Below are 18,889 nucleotides of genomic sequence, written 5' to 3'. Positions count from 1 at the left end.
AAGGCAATCCTCAAAGCCATCGCAACCTGACGGATATTGCGCCAGAATCTGCCCGCTATCTACGGGACATCGCCTTCCAGCAGCTACATCTGCAGCGTTTTCACACAGGCTGGGTCGTTAGCGGACGATCCCCCTCTTCCAACTGCGCCTAACCGCACTGCGTGCGGCAAGGCTTCATATCCTTCTCCCCGGCGGGGAGAAGGTTGGGTGTAATCGCCTACACCAAGCCAAGCTTCGCCAGTTCCCCCAGCAGTGCGGCGGGCATTGCGGCGGTGGCATCCTCTTCGCCCTCGCCCAGATCGGGTGGGGCGTCCTCCTCCGCCAGATAGCGCCAGCCCTGATGGGCGCGCTTGGGCAGGGGGTGGACGGGGATCAGCGTCGGCGCGAGGCGGATCCAGTGGCGGCCCTGCCCGGTTTCGGCAAAGCCCAGGATCGGGCTGCGGCCGACGATGCGGTGGCCATGAATCCAGTAGAGCGATCCGCCTGCCATTTCCTCGACCCGCTTGGGCAGATAGCGGGTGGTCAGCCGCGCTTCATCGGCATGGCTTTCCAGCCAGGCTTTTAAGCTGGCGGGGCTTTCGCTTTGGAAGGCGATCTTGGTCATGTGCAGCGGCATGGCGGCGATCTGGGGACGGCGTGGCCGGGGTTCAACGCAGGAACAGCGTGGCCAGCCCCAGGAAGCTGAAAAAGCCCAATGAATCGGTCATCATCGTTACGAACACGGCGGACGATACGGCGGGATCGACATTGTTGCGTTCCAGCGTGATCGGCACCAGCACACCCGCCAGCCCCGCGACCAGATTATTGGTCAGGATCGCCGCACCGAACACCAGCGACAGGTCCATCCGCCCATAAATCACATAGGAGCCGATGCCGATCAGCGTGCCGAGCGTCGCACCATTGGTGGCGGCGATGCGGAATTCGCGGCCGATCATCCGCGCGGTGTTGGAACTGGTCAGCTGGTTGGTGGCGAGCGCACGCACGACCACGGCCAGCGTCTGCGTCCCCGCATTGCCGCCCATGCCCGACACGATGCCCATCAAAGCGGCCAGCATGGCGAACCGCTCGATCGTTCCTTCAAACAGGCCGACGACCGACGCCGCGAGCATGGCGGTGCCAAGGTTGACGACCAGCCAGGTGAGGCGCGCACGCACCGTCATCAGGATCGGTTCGTTAATGTCGCCCTCACCCGCGCCGGACAGGCGGAGAATGTCCTCGCCCGCTTCTTCGGAGATTATGTGGACGACGTCATCGACCGTGATCATGCCGACCAGTCGCCCGCTGCCATCAACCACGGCGGCGGAGATGAGCGCATATTTCTGGAAGCGCAGCGCGACTTCTTCCTGATCCATGTCGACCGGGATCAACGTCTGTTCGCGCTTCATGAGGTCAGCCATGGCGACGCTGCGCGGGCAGGTGAGTATCCAGCTGAGCTGGCAATAGCCGATCGGCCGATGCTTGGCATCGACGACGTAGATTTCCCAGAAATCGGTGGTCAAGTCGCCATGGTCGCGCAGATAGTCGATCACCTGACCCACGGTCATATGTTCGGGCACCGCGACAAGATCGCGCTGCATCAGGCGGCCGGCGGATTCCTCCGGGTAAGACAGTGCGCTTTCGATCGCGGCGCGATCTTCCGGGTCGAGTGCCTCAAGGACGGCCTGCTGATCGGCATCGTCCATATCCTCGATCATGGCGACGGCGTCGTCCGTATCGAGTTCGGACGCGAATTCGGCGACCTGCTCGGGCGCGAGATCGCCGATCAAGTCATCGCGGACATAGTCGTTGAGTTCGGACAGAACTTCCGCACCGACCAGATCGCCCAGCGCCGCAGCGACTTCGCCCCGCCGGTCGGCAGGGGTGAGTTCCAGAAGGTCGGCAAGGTCGGCGGGGTGCAACGGCGAGACAAGTTCGCGCGCGCGTTCGGCGTCACCCTCCTCCACCGCGTCCAGCACGGCGGAGACGAAGGCGGGCTTTAGCCGGTCATCCTCATCATGGCGCGATTCTGCCGCGGCAGCGATCGCTTCGTCTACTTCATCCCCGTCCAACAGGGGCTGGGCTGTGTCGCCGCGCTCGCTCATGGCGCCCCCTACTGTCCGGTTCCTGTTGCATTGCGATCCTTTCGCCCATGCACAATATAATTGCAATGGCGCAGAGGCACCGGAAGCCCAAAACACGGGCTTCCATCATGACTTGCAGCCTCTATATGGGTGCCAGCACTACCCCATCCCCCCAATGAGAGGATTTTTCATGGCTGACGATACCCTGACCCTTAGCCTCGACAGCGGCGGCGACGTCGTCATCAAGCTGCGGCCCGACCTGGCCCCCGGCCATGTCGAGCGCATCACCACGCTGGCGAAGGACGGTTTCTACGACGGCGTCGTGTTCCACCGCGTCATCCCCGGCTTCATGGCGCAGGGCGGCGACCCGACCGGCACCGGCATGGGCGGATCGAAGCTGCCCGACATCAAGGCCGAATTCAGCCGCGAAAAGCATATCCGTGGCGTCTGCTCGATGGCGCGTTCGTCCAACCCGAACAGCGCCAACAGCCAGTTCTTCATCTGCTTTGACGACGCCACCTTCCTGGACGGTCAGTACACCGTCTGGGGCGAAGTGACGTCGGGCATGGAACATGTCGACGCCCTGCCCAAGGGCGAGCCGCCGCGCACGCCGGGCAAGATCGTCAAGGCGACCGTCGCCTGATTTGTTGGATCGGCCGAACAAAAGGCCCGCCTCCAGAGCATGGAGGCGGGCCTTTTCTTTTGAGTGCGATCACGCCCCCACTCCGTTCGTTTCGAGCGAAGTCGAGAAACGGCAGCGCGACGTTTCTCGACTTCGCTCGAAACGAACGGAGGTTGAAGAACACCGCCTTAAGTCATCGCAAGCTAATGCCTGCCCGCCATCCCATCTGTCGCTGAGACAGCCTGTGCCGCCACCGCCCCATTGTCCGCCGCCTCGACAACCGGCGGGGTGTATGGCCCGATCCTTTCGATGTGCCAGCGGCGCTGTTCGGCGGTTGATCCGGGGACGTCATTCACCCGGCGCAATATCACCTGGCGCAGCGCGTACCAGGGCTTGCCATTGGCGGCCAGGCGTCCGTAAATCTGCACCGGCACGCTGACATAGAGCGATCCTGCCGCGCCCTCCGGCTCGCTGGGTGCGCCGATATTGGCGTGGATTTCGCTGAACCCCCGGAAGCGCGCGGCGAAATGAGCATCGTCCTGCTGGCCGATCGCGCCAGCGGGGTTCCACAGATCCTGTGCGTCCTCGAACCTTTTTTCCTCCAGCAGGCCATAATAGCCCTGCACCACCTGCGCCGCGCCCTGCCCGCTGTCGGGGTCGATCGTCCCTTCCGCCAGCGGGGTGCGGTCATCGGGCAGGCCACCTAGTGTGCCGGGGGCTGGCGGGGTGAGTGGTTCCATGACCGCCATCGCTTCGGCACGGACGTTATTTTCCACCTGCACCGCATTGGCGCCATTGGCGAGATTGTCGATCGCGCTCTCCTCCCGCCCGTCGCAGGCCGCGACGAGCAGGAGGGAGAGCAAGGCGGTGGCCGTGAGCGGACCCCGCATCAATCAGGGCGTTCCTGCCGCGAGGCACCGGGCGCACGCGATCGGACGGCACGTTCGGACGGGGCCGGACGGGCGCTCCAGTCGCGCTGCGGGCGGGGCTGGCTTGTTTGCGGGCGGTTGCCCTGGGGTTGCCGCAGCCCCGGCTGGGGCGTCGGGCGCACCGCGTCATTGCCACGCCAGTTCCCGCGACCGCGTGGGGCGTCCGTCCCCTGCGGCGGGCGGGGGCGATTGGTCCAGTTCTGGCCATTGCCGGGCTGGCCGTCTCGGCCCTGCCAGCGCCCATCGCGACCGTCGCGATCGCGGCCTCGCCACTGGCCATAGTTGCGGTCGTCCCGTCGATCATCGCGACGCTCGGCCCGGCGGCCTTCCCAATAGCGACGCTGGCCATCATTCCAGCGCTGGCGGCGACCATTGCGGTCGTAGACATAATAGCCGGTGCCGGGATAATAATAATTGTCGTACCAGCCATTATAGAGGCCGGGTTGATAATAGCCGGAGGGGCCATAATAGCCGTCACCATAATAGCCGCCACCGCCATAATAACCGGTGCCGACGCTGACGCCGCCATATCCATAGCCATCATCATAAGCGCAGCCGCCCAGTGCCAGCGCGCCTGCCAGTCCCATCATGGCCACAATCCGATGTCGGAAACCCGTCATCGTCTTTCTCCTCTTCTCCATCTGATGTTGGCGTAACGCCCAGCGGTTGAATTGGTTGTGAATGGATTTGAGGGCAGCCGTCCAGCGTTTATCACAGGTTCAGATAAGCCGGGTCTTGTTCATCTGGGCGACAGAAAGCGTGTTTTTTCCGTCACATAATCGCCTTTCGCCCAATTTTTATGATCCGTTCAGGAAACCTTCGGACAGGACCGGTCATTTATCCCCCGTCGCCTGAGCCGCTTGCAGCGCTCGTTCGTGCGACCCGGCGGGTCCACACCGTCGCACCAATCCACAACAGAAAAAGGGTCATACCCATGAAGACACTGCTTTTGACGGCAGTTGCTGCCGCGTCCTTCGTTCCTGCCGCCATGGCCCAGGATCAGGCCGGCTCTACCAGTCGCATCGAGCCTTATGTCGGCGTGCTGGGCGGCGTGCACAATTTCGACAGCGAAACCGGCAAGGAAGGCATTCCGCCGGTCGGTTATAAGGGCCGCATGGTCGAAGGCGTCGCAGGCGTGAACTATAATGTCGCTGGCCCGCTGGTCGTCGGTGTCGAAGGTGGCGCGTCCAAGGGCGTGTCGGGCGACATCGACTGGGAATATAATGCCGCGGGCCGCGTCGGCGTGAAGGCGGGCAAGGACAGCCTGATCTTCGGCAAGGTCGGTTACAAGTGGGTCAATTTCGACGCACTTGGCCCCGATAGCCGTGATTTCCATGGCACCACCTATGGCGCGGGCGTGGAATTGTCGCCAGCCGATATGGGCGGATCGGCCCAGAGCAGCAACATCCGTTTGCGCGTTCAGGCCGACACGATGGGCAATTTCCGGTCGATCCGCCCGATGGCGGGTGTCGTCGCAAAATTCTAAAAGGTTTGGCGGGCTGTAGCGGCCCGCCCCACCGGCCAATCCCCGCTCAGGGTCCGCCCTGATCAGGGACTGGGGTCCGGGACGGCGCATTGGACTGCCGCCGTCCCGGATTCGCCCACTAGCCGCTGTTCCGCAGCGCCGTTGCGATAGCGTTGATCGACAGTTCTATGCCTTCCTTGATCCGCGGATCATCCTCGCCCGCGCGGTGGCGCTTCAAGAGTTCGACCTGGAGCAGATTGAGCGGCTCGATATAGGGCAGCCGCAGCCGGATCGAGGTTTCCAGCGTCGGATTCTTTTCCAGCAAACGGCTCTGCCCGGTCGCGGCGAGCAGCCCGTCATGGGTCTGCGCCCAGCCCTCGCGGATGCGGCCGAACAGCCGTTCGGCTAGCGCCTGATCCTCCACCAGCGGCAGATAATGGGCCGCGATGCCCAGGTCCGATTTGGCCAGCACCATTTCCAGGTTGCCCATGGCGGACTTCAGGAACGACCAGCTTTGCGCCATGTCGGCGAGCAGAGCCTTATCCTCGAACGCGGCGATCGCATGGCCCACGCCGTACCAGCCGGGCAGCATCACCCGCGCCTGCGCCCAGCTGAACACCCAGGGAATCGCCCGCAAATCCTCGATCGCCGTGCTTTTGGTGCGGCTGGCGGGGCGGGAGCCGATCTTGAGGCCGGAGATTTCCTGAATCGGGGTCAGCTCGCGGAAAAATTCCTTGAATCCCTCTGTGCCGTAAACCAAGTCGCGATAGGCGTTGAAGGCGTTTTTGGACAGCTCGTCCATTGCGCCTGCAAAGCGCGCGGCGTCCTTGTCCGAAATGCCCTCCGGCTCCAGACTGGCGAGAAGGGTGGCGCTGGTCATCGCCTCCAAATTGGTCATGGCGACATCGCGTGATCCGAATTTGGCGGCGATCATTTCGCCCTGTTCGGTGATGCGGATGCGGCCCTGCACCGTGCCTCTGGGTTGCGCCTGAATCGCGGCAAAGGCAGAACCACCCCCGCGCCCGACTGCGCCGCCGCGCCCGTGGAACAGCTGCATCGCTGCGCCGGCATCGGCAAAGACCGGCTCCAGCGCCTTGCTCGCCTTGAACAGGCTCCAGGTCGACGTGATGTAGCCGCCATCCTTGTTACTGTCCGAATAGCCGATCATCACTTCCTGATGGCCGCGCTGCTTCACCACCCCGGCAATTTCGGGCAGGCCGAAATAGGCGGACATGATTTGCGGCGCGGCCTCAAGGTCGGCGATGGTTTCGAACAGCGGGATCGACATGATCGACGCCTGCGGCGGCGCGCCATCGACACCGGCGCGCCACAGACCCGCTTCCTTGAGCAGGATGTTGACCTCCAGCAGGTCCGACACGCTTTCCGCCTTGGAAATGATATAATGGGTGATGCAGGCCGGGCCGTAGGTGCGGTGCGCTTCGGCGGCGGCGTGGACGATCGCCAGTTCGGACGCGGTCTCCTCCGAATAATCGGCAAAGCGCGACCCCAGCGGACGATTGTTCGCCAATTCCCGCCGCAGCAGCGCGATGCGGGCATATTCGTCGAGTGCGGCATAGTCCGGCTCGACCCCCGCGACTTTCAGCAGTTCGGCGACAACGCGCTGATGCACATCGCTATTCTGGCGCATGTCGAGCGTGGCGAGATGGAAGCCGAACGTCTCGACAGCGCGGATCAGGCGGCCAAGCGCGCCCCCGCTCGCCAGCGCGCCATTGCCTTCACTCGCCAGACCCTGCGCCACGGTGACGAGATCGCGGCGGAAATCGGCTGGGCTGGCATAGGCCTGCCCTTTGAGGCTGGACGGACGCGGCGGCTGGCCACCGGTCAGCGTCGCATAGGTCGCGGCCAATCGGGCGTAAATGCCCGACAGGGCGCGGCGATAGGGTTCGTCCTGCCGGCTGGGCGACGTGTCGCCACTGGCGTCGGCAATATCCAGCACCGCCTGCGGCACATGGGCGAGTTCGGTCGAGAGCGACAGCTCCGCGCCCAGCGCATGGAGCGCATCGAGATAATAGACCAGCGCCGCCTGCGCGCCGCGTTTCAGCGCGAACTGAAGCTGGGGTGCCTGCACGAAGGGATTGCCGTCACGGTCGCCCCCGATCCAGCTGCCCACGCGCAGGAAACTTTGCGGGCGCGCCCCCAGCACACGCTCCCACCGGGCATAAAGGGCGGGCAGCACCGGCAGGAAGGTGTCGCGGAAATAGGCAAGGACATTGTCGATCTCATCGGCGACGAACAATTTTTCGCGGCGCAACGGGCGGGTCTGCCACAAGAGGGCGATCTGGCGGAAAATCGCCTCGTCCAGATTTTCGCCATCGTCCGTCTCTTCGCGGCCTGCATCCTTGAGCAGCATCAGGTCGGCGATGCGGTTCTTATGATCGATCATGCTCTTGCGCCGCACCTCGGTCGGGTGGGCGGTGAGGACGGGGACGATCAGCGAGTGCGACAACAGACCCAGCACGGCGTCGCGATCAATGCCGTGCGAGTCCAGCCGGGCAATGGCCGAGGCGACATCGGCCCCCGGTTCGGCCGCTATCCCCTGCCGGTCCTCGGCCAGATTGGCCAGCATCGAGAAAAGCATGAAGCCGCGCACGAAACTGAGCGTGTCATCCAGGCTGAGCGCATCCAGCCCGGTATCGACAAAATCCGCCCCCTGGATGCCCCGCGCCCGATCGACCGAGGCGGAGCGGATATATTCGGTCTGGCGATAGAGGCTTTCCCCGCCATAGGCCCGGATAACGTCGCCCAGCAGGCGACCCAGATAGCGGATGTCGGGGTTCTGCGTGATCGCAGGAGCGGATGCGGAGGAGGAGAGAGTCGCCATGGTAACGATGCTGCATTGCAACAGGGAATGGGTCAAGCAGTTCCCATCGCTTTATAGCCCGTGTTCAGGCTGCCTTGAGCGCCTCGATCAGGCGTCCGAACTCAGCCTTCACCTGTTCGACCCCCTGTCGCACGGCTGCGCCCTGTGCCCGCGTCGTGGCGGCGGCCTGCGCCGAATGCCGCAGTGCATCGGAAATCGCATCGACCGCCTGATTGGTCGCGCCCGCATCCAGCGCGACCGAACGGGAAACCCGCTGAATATCCTCGACCGAGGCAAGCTGTTGCTGGGCGGAGGATGCGGCTACCCCGATCGCCTCGACCAGACTGGCGAGGACGGTGTCGACCGACCCGACCAGTGCGAACGTCTGCTCCGCGGCCTGCTCGATACCGTCGGCACGCGCCTGAATTTCACGCGTGGTCTGGGCCGTCTGGGCAGCCAGCGCCTTGACTTCATTGGCGACGATCACGAAGCCGCGTCCCGCCTCCCCAGCGCGGGCCGCCTCGATCGTCGCGTTGAGGGCGAGAAGATTGGTCTGGCCGGTAATCTCCGCGATCAATTTGGTGGCTTCGTTGACGCTGCCGACATGGCGGCGCAGATTATCATTGGCATGGTGCGCGGCGGCCGACTGGCCACTGGCGGTCGCGGCCGATTCGCGGATGTCATAGGCAGTGCCGGTGAAAGCACCGATCAATGCGGTCAGTTCGTCAATGGTCGCGGTAATCGCCTGGGCCGAACCAGCGGTATCGCGTGCGCGCGCCGTCACGGTATCGACATGCCGCTGCTGCTCGTCGATCGTGCGCATCGTATCGTCGGCGCTATGTTCAAGCGCGGCGGCTGTTTCGAACAATCGGGCCACCAGCACGGCCATGGACCGTTCCAGCGCCTCCGCTATCACGCGCCCGTTCCGCCGCAATTCTTCCTGATGTCGCCGTTCCTCGGTCGCCACCTGATCCGCGCTGGCGGCCAGTGCCTGCCGGGCGGCTTCCGCCTGCACCAGCGCGTCGCTGGCCTGCTGGGCGGCAGTGCGCGCTTCACTTTCCGCATCGCGCGAAAGCTGGACCTGCTTGCGCAAGGCTCCATGCGCAGCCACCAGCCGCCACGCCAGCCAGCCCGACATGGCGAGGAATGTCAGGATGATGGAGGCCATGGCGGGGATGATCTGGCGCAGCGCCTTGGCCCCGGACGATGATCGGCGCCATTCCACCTGCCCCAGCACCTGGCCGGTAATATCCTTGACCCGAATCCCGTTTTCGCTGTCCCCGGTGGTGCCGACATTCCATTTCAGCGACAGTTGATTGGTGCGGCTCATATCCGCCAAAAGGCTCGCATCGATCGGCTTGGTCAAAACCAGATAGCGCAAATCCCCGGACGGCAGACGGGCGACGTCTTTCCATGGCGTGATCGCGCGGACGGCCAGGATCACCGCCTGCCCCTGCAACCGGGCAAAACGCACGATCGCCTGGCGCTCACCCAGCGCGGCGCGATGGCTCTGCGGCAGTGCCGCCATCACATCATGCAAGACAGGCAGGGCCAGCGCCTGGTCCAGCGGCAGGCGGGGCGCGCGGCGAGGCAGTTCGCTGCCCGCCGCCGCCCAGACGGTGCGTCCACGGACATCCAGCACATAGGCATCGGCCACTTCGGTAGCGAGGTTGCTTTCGGCCCATTCCCTGTCGAAGCCGCCATAAACATGGTCGACCGCATCGTCCCAGCGCGCCGACGCCATGACGGCATCGGCCAGTGCCGCGCGCTCACGCAGCAACGCGCCATTGACGACGCGATGGAGGTAGGCGTCGGCATTGCGTTCGATCTGGGTGCTGAGCAGGCCAAGGAGGATGGCGGTGCCGATTATGGCCAACAGGATGACGCCGCCAAGCGGCACCATCGTGTCCCCCAAATTGTTGCTGCCCGCCAGCAATGCACGCCTGCGCAACATGTGTCGGGCCTGAAAGAGGAGGGACTTTTTTACCATCTTCTCACGGCTAACGCAGACTGGTTGAAAATTGGTGAGCAAGCTTCTTGCGCCAACCCGGCTCACTGGGCCAAAGGACGAGCGTGACCGCCAGCATCAGCATAGGAACCGACAGCCACGGCAAGGACGTGCTGGTCGACGTGGAGGAATTGCTTGCCACCCGGCTGCTCGTCCAGGGCAATTCGGGGTCGGGCAAGTCGCATCTGTTGCGCCGCCTGCTGGAGGAAAGCGCCCCGCTGGTGCAGCAGGTGGTGATCGACCCGGAGGGGGATTTCGTCACGCTGGCCGATCAATATGGCCATGTGGTGATTGACGCCGGCGACTATAATGAGCGCGAGATCGTCAAGATGGCGACGCGGATTCGCGAACATCGCGCGTCGGTGGTGCTGAGCCTGGAAGCGCTTGAGATTGACGCGCAGATGAAATGCGCGGCGTCCTTTCTGAACGCCCTGTTCGATGCGCCGCGCGACCATTGGTATCCGGCTTTGGTGGTGGTGGACGAGGCGCAGATGTTCGCCCCTGCTGCGGCTGGCGACGTGTCCGACGAAGCGCGCCGGGTATCGCTGGCGGCGATGACCAATTTGATGTGCCGGGGGCGCAAGCGTGGGCTGGCGGGCGTCATCGCGACGCAGCGACTGGCGAAGCTGGCCAAGAATGTCGCGGCGGAAGCCTCCAACTTCTTGATGGGGCGCACCTTTCTGGACATCGACATGGCGCGCGCCGCCGACCTGCTGGGGATGGAGCGGCGGCAGGCGGAGCAGATCCGCGATCTGGAGCGCGGGCGTTTTCTGGCGCTGGGTCCGGCGATCTGCCGTCGTCCGGTCGCGGTGAAGATCGGCGCGGTCAAGACCAGCACGCGCGGCGGCACGCACAAGCTGATGGCCCCGCCGGTGACGAGCGGCGAGGATTTCCAGGAATTGCTGTTCGCGCCCGAAGCGGCGGATGCCGCCCCGGTTGCGCCGCCGCGCGCCGACCCCCCGCCCCGCGCTGCCGAGGATATCATCCGCGCGCTGGCCGATTCGCCCCAGGCCAAGCCTGCCGCGCCCGAACTGGATTTCGGCCAGAATGAGCCGGTGGTGATGGCGGTGCTGGAGGAAATCGTCGCCGATCTGGGCGATGCCGCGCCCAGCATATCGACCCTCTACCAGGATTTTGGCGTGCGTTGCCGGATGAAGGGGCTGCGCACCCCGCCGCTCGACCTGCCCGCCTTCCGCAAGCGCTTTGCCATGGCGCAGGCCGGGATGATGGATGCCGCCGATGTCCGCTGGGAACCGGCGATGCGCGCCGCCGATCCGCTGCCGGAGGATATGCTGGCCCCCTTCCTGCTGATCGCGCGCGCCGCGATGCAGGGCCACCCCTGTCCCGACGACGCTGCGCTGGCGCGGGCCTATGGCACCAGCTCGCCGGGCAGGGTACGGCGCCTGATCGACTATATGGAGAAACTGGGCGTCATCGTCGCGCGGACCGATTTTTCGGGCAAGCGCTCCATAGGCGTGCCGGGGCTGGGCCTGTCGACGGCGGTGGCGGAGGCATGATGCCTGCTATCCTTTTCGTCTGCCTGGGCAATATCTGCCGGTCGCCGCTGGCCGAAGCGGCATTGCGGGCGGAGGCAGAGCGGACCGGGCTGGATGTGCTGGTCGATTCGGCGGGGACGGGCGACTGGCATGTCGATTGTCCGCCCGATCCGCGCGCGGTGCGGCAGGCGATGCGCCATGGCATCGACATATCGACCTATCGCGGGCGACAGGTGAGCGCTGCCGATTTTCACCGCTTCGCCCATGTCTTTGCGCTGGATGGCGAGAATCTGAAAAATCTGCGGCGCATCCGCCCTGCCGACGGGACGGCCAAGCTGGCGCTGTTGATGGACATGGTGCCGGGGTGCGAGGGGCGCGGCGTGACCGATCCCTATTATGGCGACGAAGCCGGATTTGCGCAGACATGGGACGATGTGACCCGCGCGGCGCGGGCGATCGTCGCGGAACTCAGCTCGATTCGCGGATGACGAGGCGCGGGGCGATGCTGATCGACCCGGCATCCTCCCCGGCGAGGCGACGGAACAGCAGGTCGACCAGCTGGCGCGCGCCGCCCTCTATATCCTGCGCCACGGTGGTGAGCGGCGGGCTGGTGAGGCGGGCCATGGGGATGTCGTCAAAGCCGATGATCGACAGGTCGCCTGGCACCGAGAGGCCATTGTCGGTCGCGGCGGACAACAGGCTCATCGCCACCACGTCCGACGCCGCGAACAGGCCGTCGGGGCGGTTGCCCGCCGCGAACCAGGCGGCGGCCACCTCCAGACTGGCTTGCGGGGTGATGTGGGTGTGGACCAGCTCTACCGTGTCGCGCAGTTCGGCTGGCAATGCAGCGACAAAGCCCTGATAGCGGGCGGCAAATTCGGGCACCGCGACATTGCCGAAAAAGGCGAGGCGACGCCGGCCCCGTTCGACCAGATGCTGCGCCGCCAGCGCGCCGCCCGCCTGATTGTCGGTGCCCACCGTGATATGGGCGTTGCGGGCCGATTGTTCGCCCCAGATGACCATCGGCGCATAATGGGCGGCAGTGCGGTCCAGCACCGCGCTCTGGTTCGACTGGCCGATGATGATGACGCCGTCGGTGCGGCCGGTGCGAATGAAGCTGTCGAGCCAGTCATCCCCCTGTGGCAACACGCGCGAGAGCAACAGGTCGTACCCGCGATCCGCCAGCGCATCGGCCAGGAAACCCAGCATCACCATGAAGAAGGGGTCGGAGAGATGCTGGCCCCGCTCATGCCCCAGCGGCAGCAGCACGGCGATCGCCCCGCTGCGGCCAAGGCGGAGATTTTGCGCCGCGACGTTCAGCTTGAAGCCGTGCCGGTCGGCCAGCGCCTGTATCCGCTCGCGCGTATCCTTGTTGAGTGCGCCCTTGCCGGTCAGCGCGCGCGATACGGTGGAGACGGAAACGCCGCCGATACGCGCCAGATCGGCAATGCTTTTGACCTGTTCGGGCTTGCTGTCGTCCATCGCATTCAAGACTAGGGCAAAGTTGCGCCGCCGACAACGGCCTGTGGTTCAGGCGGCGCGCGCGGGCGTGCGCACCAGCAAAGTCGCCGCGCCGGCCATCACCATCATCACGCCCGTCATCAGCAAAAGGTTGCGCGGATCGCCGCCCAGCAAAGGCTGGTAGATGAGCGGCACGATCAAGGTTTCCAGCAACATGGGGATGACGATGAACATGTTGAAAATGCCCATATAGACCCCGGTGCGTTCGGGCGGGATGGCGTTGGCGAGCAGAACATAGGGGTTGCCCATCATGCTGGCCCAGCCAATGCCGATGCCGATCATCAGCAGGAACAGATGCGAGGTGTCGCGCACCTGCGGAATGGCGAGCATGGCAAGGCCGGACAAGGTGACGGCGATGGCATGGAGATATTGCGCGCCGATGCGACGGCTCAAGGGCACCATGGCGAAGGCCGCGAGGCAGGCGATTGCGTTGTAGAACGCCCCCGCCTGTCCAGTGAGCAAGACCGCCTGGCGAAAGCCGCTGCTGGCGGGATCGCTTGTGTCGAACAGCGAACGGGCCAGCGCAAAGGCGATGAACTGCCAGTAAGCGAACATCGCAAACCACTGGAACAGCATCGACGGGGCCAGTTGACGCATGGCGGTGGGCATGGCGCGGATCGCGGCGACAAAGTCACGCAATGCGGTGGCGGGGGAGAGCGGCTCTGCCTGCATCCGTGTCACCTCTTCGGGTGGCAGGGGCAGTTCGCGCACGCGTAGCACCGACCAAAGGATGGTGGAGATGGAGATGACAGCCCCCGCGACAAAGGCGATGCGGGTGACCTGCGGAATACCGTTGGCGTCGATCAGGTCGCCGTCAAAGCCCCACCAGACCAGCAGCGAGGGGGCGAGATAGGAAAGCGTCTGGGCGAGGCCGGTAAAGGCGCTCTGGGTCAGGAAGCCGACCGGACGCTGGCTTTCGTCCAGCCGGTCACTGACATAGGCGCGGTACGGCTCCATCGTGATATTGTTGGCCGCGTCCAGCATCCAGAGCAGGCTGGCGGCGAACCAGAGCGTGGGGCTGTAGGGCATCAGCAGCAGGCCCAGGCTGCACAATATCGCGCCGATCAGGAAATAGGGGGTGCGGCGGCCCCATTTGCTGACGGTGCGGTCGCTGAGCGCGCCGACGATCGGCTGGACCAGCAGGCCGGTGACCGGGCCTGCCAGCCAGAGCAAAGGCATGGTCGCTTCGTCCGCGCCCAGATAGCGGTAGATCGGTCCCATATTGGCCTGTTGCAGACCAAAGGAGAATTGGATGCCGAGGAACCCCAGGTTCATTTCGACAATGCGCGACAGACGCATCCGCGGTTTGCTCAACGCATTGGCCATCGTCCCGATCCTCTCCCGCGCCCCATTATCCGACGAGCGCCGGTGGACTGGATAGCAGAAGTCGAGACGCTTGCAAACGTTTGCTTAAGGCATGTTCTCAGTCGCCTGCGACGCGATCCCGCATCGTCTGGCTGGCGCGAAAGGTCAGGACGCGGCGCGGTTCGATCGGCACTTCGACACCGGTCTTGGGGTTGCGGCCCATGCGCTGGGTCTTGTCGCGCAGGACGAAGGTGCCAAAGCTGGAAATTTTCACATTTTCGCCGCGTCCGAGCGCGTCGGACATATGGTCCAGGATCGATTCGATCAGCGCCGCCGCTTCCGCCCGCGACAGGCCGACATGGCGGTTGACGCTTTCAGCAAGGTCTGCGCGCGTTAAAGTGCCTGTCCCCGTCATTGGATTCCCCATTTCCACCCCATGGACCATCACGGTCGGATGGCCTCCACGGGAATGTGCGGGATTTGCAGGGCTTTGGCAAGGTTGCCTGATAGTATGGGATCAGACTCGCAGGACGCAGGCGCCCCAGGTGAAGCCACCGCCCATCGCTTCCAGCACGATGAGGTCGCCCGGCTTGATCCGCCCATCGCGCATGGCGCAGTCGAGCGCCAGCGGAACCGACGCCGCCGATGTATTCGCATGGCGATCCACCGTCACGACGACCCGGTCGGGCGACAGTTTGAGCTTGCGCGCGGTGGCGTCCAGGATGCGGGCATTGGCCTGATGCGGCACCAGCCAGTCAATGTCGCTGTTGGACAGGCCCGCCATGCCCATGACTTCGTTCAGGACCGAGGCGAGGTTGACCACTGCGTGGCGGAACACTTCCTGGCCCTTCATCCGCAGCTTGCCCACGGTCTGGGTCGTGGACGGTCCGCCATCGACATAGAGAAGGCCATTGTGGCGGCCATCGGCATGGAGCTTGCTCGCCAGGATGCCCCGCGCGCCGTCGGCGCTCTCCTCTGCGCCCAACACGACTGCACCCGCGCCATCGCCGAACAGGACGCAGGTGGTGCGATCTTCCCAGTCGAGGATGCGGCTGAATGTTTCCGATCCGATCACCAGCGCGCGATGCGCCGCACCCGAACGGATCATGCTGTCCGCGACGGTGATGGCGTAGAGGAAGCCCGAACAGACGGCCGCCACATCGAACGCTACGCAATCATTGATGCCAAGCGCTGCCTGCACCTTGGTGGCGGACGCCGGGAAGGTCTGGTCCGGGGTCGCGGTCGCCAGGATGATGAGGTCGATGTCCTGCGCGGCGACACCGGCGGCGTCGAGCGCAGCGCGAGCGGCGTCGGTGGCCAGCGAGGCGGTGGTTTCATCGTCGCCCGCAATATAGCGATTGCGAATACCGGTGCGCTCGACAATCCATTCGTCGCTGGTGTCGACCGCCTGCGCTAGTTCAGCATTGCTGACCGCGCGGACAGGCAGGGCCGATCCGGTCCCCAGAAGAATCGCACGACGGATCACTTGGCGGGCTGCTCCAGCTTTGACGAGGCGGTGAGCGCCTGCACGGCGGCCATGTCGGCCGCAATGCGGCGGGTGATATCTTCTTCCAGCAGGCGCGCGGCAACATGGACCGCATTGGCGATGCCCTTGGCGTCGGCGCTGCCATGGCTTTTGACGACCACGCCGTTGAGGCCCAGAAACACCGCGCCATTATGGTTGTTGGGATCGAGGTGATGCTTGAGCAGGTGCATCGCAGGCTTGGAGATCAGGAAGCCGATCTTCGAGCGAATCGAGCTGGTGAAGGCGTTGCGCAGCACGTCGGTGACGAAGCGGGCCGTGCCCTCGATCGTCTTGAGCGCGACATTGCCGGAAAAGCCGTCGCACACGATGACATCGGTATCGCCCCGGCTGATCTTGTCGCCTTCGGTAAAACCGTCAAAGCTCATCGGCAGGGCGTGCGCGGCACGCAGGATAGCCGCGGCGTCGCGGATTTCATCAGTACCCTTGAGTTCTTCGGTGCCGATGTTGAGCAGGCGCACGCGGGGCCGTTCCAGGTCGAACGCGATGCGGGCATAGGCTGCCCCCATTACCGCGAACTGGACAAGATTGCGGGCGTCGCATTCCGTATTCGCGCCCAGATCGAGCATGACGACATCATTGTTGCCGAGCGTGGGCAACAGCGCGGCCAGCGCGGGTCGATCAATGCCGGGCATGGTACGGAGCGCCAGCTTGGCCATGGCCATCAATGCGCCGGTATTCCCGGCCGAAACCGCAGCCCCCGCCTTACCCGATTTCACGGCTGCTATGGCCATGCTCATCGAGCTGCTTTTCTTGCGAATCGCGACGCTGGGCTTGTCGGCACCATCGACGACGGTATCGGCATGGACGACGTCCGACGCCGCGCGCAAATTTGGATGGCTGTCGAGCGCCGCCTTGATGCGGGTTTCGTCGCCGAACAGGGTGAAGCGCAGCCCTTCGTGGCGGTGACGGGCGAGCGCCACACCCGCCATCATCACGCGCACGCCTTCATCCCCGCCCATCGCGTCTATGGCGATTCGCGGTTGGCTGGACACCCTAGATCACCCCTTTGCGGAGATCGAAAAGTCGTTACGCCCCGACGGCGACGATTTCGCGGCCGTTATAATGGCCACAGGCGCCGCACAGATTGTGGGGACGCTTGAGTTCACCGCAGTTGGAGCATTCCTGGAATGCTTCGACGCGCAGCGAATCGTGGCTGCGGCGCATACCGCGCTTGGAGGGGGACGTTTTCCTTTTGGGGACAGCCATGTCGGCACCTTGTTCCGTAAATCTATCAGGTTGTGCGAACGGCCAGATCCAACATGAAAGCTGACGCCACAGGCGCCGCAGACCCATGCGGCCCTGGGTGATCGCGAAGCCCTGCGCCTATAGCGCTTTTTGATCGGGGTGCAAGTCCTTCCTTGCCCGCTCCGTCCCGGCAGCTAGGGTGCAGACTATAGAAATGAGGGGAAAACCGATGCTTTTGCCGATCACGCTGACATTCGCTGCCGCCTGCGCACTGCTCAACCTTTGGATCGCGACGCGGTGCGCACGGATTCGCATTGCGAACAAGGTGATGCATGGCGATGCGGGCAATGCGCTACTGGCGCGACGGATGCGGGCGCACGCCAACTATATCGAATATACGCCGATCGTGCTGATCCTGTTCCTGGTCGTCGAACTGGCGATCGGCGCATCGTTATGGCTGTGGATCGGGGCGCTGGTCTATATTGTCGCGCGGGTCGCCCATGCGTTCGGCATGGATGCAGATGCGCCTACCGTGTGGCGCGGCGGCGGGGCGCTGCTGACCTGGATCGTCATGGTCGGCATGGCGATAACGGCGCTGACGATCGCCTATACCGCAACGCGCGACGTGCCTGCGCCACCGGCACTGTCGGCGCAGGTGTAACCCCATATCCGTTCGAGCTGAGCCTGTCGCAGCCCTGCTCTTTACTTCAATAAGAGCGACCTTTCGACACGCTCAGGGTAAACGGAGGGGGTGCCAGACGAGGATTAGCCCAGCACCGAATCGGCGACGAAGGGGTTGGTGCGGCGTTCGTAGGCGAAATTGCTCATCTGGCCGTGACCGGGGACGAAGGCGGTGTCGCCGCCCAATGGCCAGAGCTTGCCGGTGATGGCGTCGATCAGTTGCTGATGATTGCCGCGCGGAAAGTCGGTGCGGCCGATCGACCCCTGGAACAGCACGTCGCCCACGATCGCCAGCTTGCTGGGGGCGTGGTGGAACACGACATGGCCGGGCGTATGACCGGGGCAATGGAGGACGTCGAGGGTAAGGTTGCCGACCGTTACCTGATCGCCATCGACCAGCCAGCGATCCGGCTCAAAACTTTCGCCCGGCACGCCCCAGCGTTTGCCGTCCTCCGCCAACTTGTCGATCCAGAAACGGTCATCTTCATGCGGCCCCTCGATGGGTACGCCCAGGTCACGGGCCAGCACGCCCGCCTGCCCGCAATGGTCGATATGGCCATGGGTGACGAGCAGCTTTTCAATCGTCACGCCATGCTGCGCCGCTGCCTGTTTCAGTACCGGCAGGTCGCCGCCCGGATCGACGAACGCGCCGCGCATGGTGGCGGTACACCAGAAGAGGGTGCAGTTCTGCTGGAGCGGGGTGACCGGGATCAGCGTAGCCTTAAGCGGGCGGTCTTGCGGGGATGTCGTCATGCGCCCGATGTGGCGAAGCGGCGGGACGGACGCAAGGGGAAGCGAACATCCCTGTCTGGTTAGTTTGCCTCGTCCAGCGCCGCGAACGGCTCGGCCAGGCTGATGCCGTCCAGCACCCGCGCGGTCTCGTCGCGCACGCGCAACATCACCCGGTGGAGGCGACATTCCGATTCGGGTAGGCAGTTGGTGCAGCTTTCATGGGCGAAGCGGCTGGCGCAGGGCGTCAGCGCGAGCGAGCCACGGGTCAGGCGGACAATGTCGCCATAGCTGATATCGACCGGGGCGAGCGCCAGCCAATAGCCCCCGTCCCTGCCCCGCTGCGTCGCCACCAGCCCTTCGCGCGACAGTTCGGACAGGATCACCGTCAGGAATTTGCCCGGAATATTCTGGCGCGCGGCAATCTCGTTCAGCGGCACCGGACCTTGACGATAGCGGTCGGCAAGATGCTGGAGCGCGCGGATGGCATAACGGGTCTTTTGGGACAGCATATTAGCGTT

General features: G+C 64.5%; 19 protein-coding genes. 5 read left to right on the top strand and 14 right to left on the bottom strand.

What is annotated here, in order from left to right:
* Window positions 1-217: 217 nt before the first annotated feature.
* Both Q0D44_RS16825 and mgtE read right to left on the bottom strand, forming a co-directional pair.
* Entirely contained in the window at window positions 218-616 is a 399-nt protein-coding gene (locus tag Q0D44_RS16825; RefSeq protein WP_294138086.1) for a DUF1489 domain-containing protein, read from the bottom strand.
* Window positions 617-647: 31 nt separating this feature from the next.
* The gene (mgtE, locus tag Q0D44_RS16820) at window positions 648-2,081 is read right to left on the bottom strand and encodes a magnesium transporter (protein WP_294138085.1); all 1,434 of its coding nucleotides are present in this window, start codon (window positions 2,079-2,081) and stop codon (window positions 648-650) included.
* A 169-nt stretch (window positions 2,082-2,250) separates the two neighbouring features.
* Between mgtE and Q0D44_RS16815 the strand changes: the two genes are divergently transcribed.
* A complete protein-coding gene (locus Q0D44_RS16815) occupies window positions 2,251-2,703 on the top strand; it encodes a peptidylprolyl isomerase (protein ID WP_119747068.1) in 453 nt (150 codons plus the stop codon).
* Window positions 2,704-2,885: 182 nt separating this feature from the next.
* Here Q0D44_RS16815 and Q0D44_RS16810 read toward each other — a convergent pair whose 3' ends face one another.
* Both Q0D44_RS16810 and Q0D44_RS16805 read right to left on the bottom strand, forming a co-directional pair.
* The gene (locus tag Q0D44_RS16810) at window positions 2,886-3,572 is read right to left on the bottom strand and encodes a hypothetical protein (protein WP_294138084.1); all 687 of its coding nucleotides are present in this window, start codon (window positions 3,570-3,572) and stop codon (window positions 2,886-2,888) included.
* Window positions 3,572-4,231: a peptidase gene (locus Q0D44_RS16805; protein WP_294138083.1), complete on the bottom strand. Its 660-nt coding sequence runs from the start codon at window positions 4,229-4,231 to the stop codon at window positions 3,572-3,574. The genes Q0D44_RS16810 and Q0D44_RS16805 overlap by 1 nt, the downstream gene beginning before the upstream one ends.
* A gap of 314 nt (window positions 4,232-4,545) precedes the next feature.
* Here Q0D44_RS16805 and Q0D44_RS16800 point away from each other — a divergent pair, with 314 nt between their 5' ends.
* A complete protein-coding gene (locus Q0D44_RS16800) occupies window positions 4,546-5,097 on the top strand; it encodes an opacity protein (protein ID WP_294138082.1) in 552 nt (183 codons plus the stop codon).
* Window positions 5,098-5,215: 118 nt separating this feature from the next.
* On the opposite strand, the gene ppc is transcribed toward Q0D44_RS16800, so the two are convergent.
* Together ppc and Q0D44_RS16790 are read right to left on the bottom strand one after the other, a co-directional pair.
* A complete protein-coding gene (gene ppc / locus Q0D44_RS16795) occupies window positions 5,216-7,918 on the bottom strand; it encodes a phosphoenolpyruvate carboxylase (protein WP_294138091.1) in 2,703 nt (900 codons plus the stop codon).
* Window positions 7,919-7,982: 64 nt separating this feature from the next.
* Entirely contained in the window at window positions 7,983-9,851 is a 1,869-nt protein-coding gene (locus tag Q0D44_RS16790) for a methyl-accepting chemotaxis protein (RefSeq protein WP_294138081.1), read from the bottom strand.
* Between the two features lie 119 nt (window positions 9,852-9,970).
* On the opposite strand from Q0D44_RS16790, the gene Q0D44_RS16785 reads away from it, so the two are divergent.
* On the top strand, window positions 9,971-11,422 hold the full coding sequence (locus tag Q0D44_RS16785) for an ATP-binding protein (RefSeq protein WP_294138080.1): 1,452 nt from the start codon (window positions 9,971-9,973) through the stop codon (window positions 11,420-11,422).
* The gene (locus Q0D44_RS16780) at window positions 11,419-11,889 is read left to right on the top strand and encodes a low molecular weight protein-tyrosine-phosphatase (RefSeq protein ID WP_294138079.1); all 471 of its coding nucleotides are present in this window, start codon (window positions 11,419-11,421) and stop codon (window positions 11,887-11,889) included. The genes Q0D44_RS16785 and Q0D44_RS16780 overlap by 4 nt, the downstream gene beginning before the upstream one ends.
* On the opposite strand, the gene Q0D44_RS16775 is transcribed toward Q0D44_RS16780, so the two are convergent.
* The 6 genes from Q0D44_RS16775 to rpmF all read right to left on the bottom strand — a co-directional run bounded on the left by Q0D44_RS16775 (window position 11,870) and on the right by rpmF (window position 16,979).
* The gene (locus Q0D44_RS16775) at window positions 11,870-12,883 is read right to left on the bottom strand and encodes a substrate-binding domain-containing protein (protein ID WP_294138078.1); all 1,014 of its coding nucleotides are present in this window, start codon (window positions 12,881-12,883) and stop codon (window positions 11,870-11,872) included. The two genes, Q0D44_RS16780 and Q0D44_RS16775, sit on opposite strands and share 20 nt — an antisense overlap.
* 48 nt (window positions 12,884-12,931) lie before the next feature.
* On the bottom strand, window positions 12,932-14,221 hold the full coding sequence (locus Q0D44_RS16770; RefSeq protein ID WP_294138077.1) for an MFS transporter: 1,290 nt from the start codon (window positions 14,219-14,221) through the stop codon (window positions 12,932-12,934).
* A 124-nt stretch (window positions 14,222-14,345) separates the two neighbouring features.
* Complete coding sequence (gene ihfA, locus Q0D44_RS16765; RefSeq protein ID WP_006957683.1) at window positions 14,346-14,642, bottom strand: integration host factor subunit alpha; 297 nt, start codon at window positions 14,640-14,642, stop codon at window positions 14,346-14,348.
* A gap of 102 nt (window positions 14,643-14,744) precedes the next feature.
* Complete coding sequence (locus Q0D44_RS16760; RefSeq protein ID WP_294138076.1) at window positions 14,745-15,713, bottom strand: beta-ketoacyl-ACP synthase III; 969 nt, start codon at window positions 15,711-15,713, stop codon at window positions 14,745-14,747.
* Window positions 15,710-16,732: a phosphate acyltransferase PlsX gene (plsX, locus tag Q0D44_RS16755; RefSeq protein ID WP_294138090.1), complete on the bottom strand. Its 1,023-nt coding sequence runs from the start codon at window positions 16,730-16,732 to the stop codon at window positions 15,710-15,712. Before plsX ends, Q0D44_RS16760 begins: the two co-directional genes overlap by 4 nt.
* A 67-nt stretch (window positions 16,733-16,799) precedes the next feature.
* Window positions 16,800-16,979: a 50S ribosomal protein L32 gene (gene rpmF, locus Q0D44_RS16750; RefSeq protein WP_006957677.1), complete on the bottom strand. Its 180-nt coding sequence runs from the start codon at window positions 16,977-16,979 to the stop codon at window positions 16,800-16,802.
* 208 nt (window positions 16,980-17,187) lie between these two features.
* On the opposite strand from rpmF, the gene Q0D44_RS16745 reads away from it, so the two are divergent.
* Window positions 17,188-17,619 carry an MAPEG family protein gene (locus tag Q0D44_RS16745; protein ID WP_294138075.1) on the top strand — a complete coding sequence of 144 codons (432 nt, stop codon included), beginning with the start codon at window positions 17,188-17,190 and terminating at the stop codon, window positions 17,617-17,619.
* Between the two features lie 104 nt (window positions 17,620-17,723).
* Here Q0D44_RS16745 and Q0D44_RS16740 read toward each other — a convergent pair whose 3' ends face one another.
* The gene (locus Q0D44_RS16740) at window positions 17,724-18,392 is read right to left on the bottom strand and encodes an MBL fold metallo-hydrolase (RefSeq protein ID WP_294138074.1); all 669 of its coding nucleotides are present in this window, start codon (window positions 18,390-18,392) and stop codon (window positions 17,724-17,726) included.
* Between the two features lie 59 nt (window positions 18,393-18,451).
* Entirely contained in the window at window positions 18,452-18,880 is a 429-nt protein-coding gene (locus Q0D44_RS16735; protein WP_294138073.1) for an Rrf2 family transcriptional regulator, read from the bottom strand.
* Between the last annotated feature and the right edge of the window lie 9 nt (window positions 18,881-18,889).

It is taken from the genome of Sphingobium sp. (assembly GCA_023266575.1).
Taxonomy (GTDB): Bacteria; Pseudomonadota; Alphaproteobacteria; order Sphingomonadales; family Sphingomonadaceae; genus Sphingobium.
Note: the sequence above shows the minus strand (reverse complement) of the source record. Positions and strands in the feature narration are given on the sequence as shown.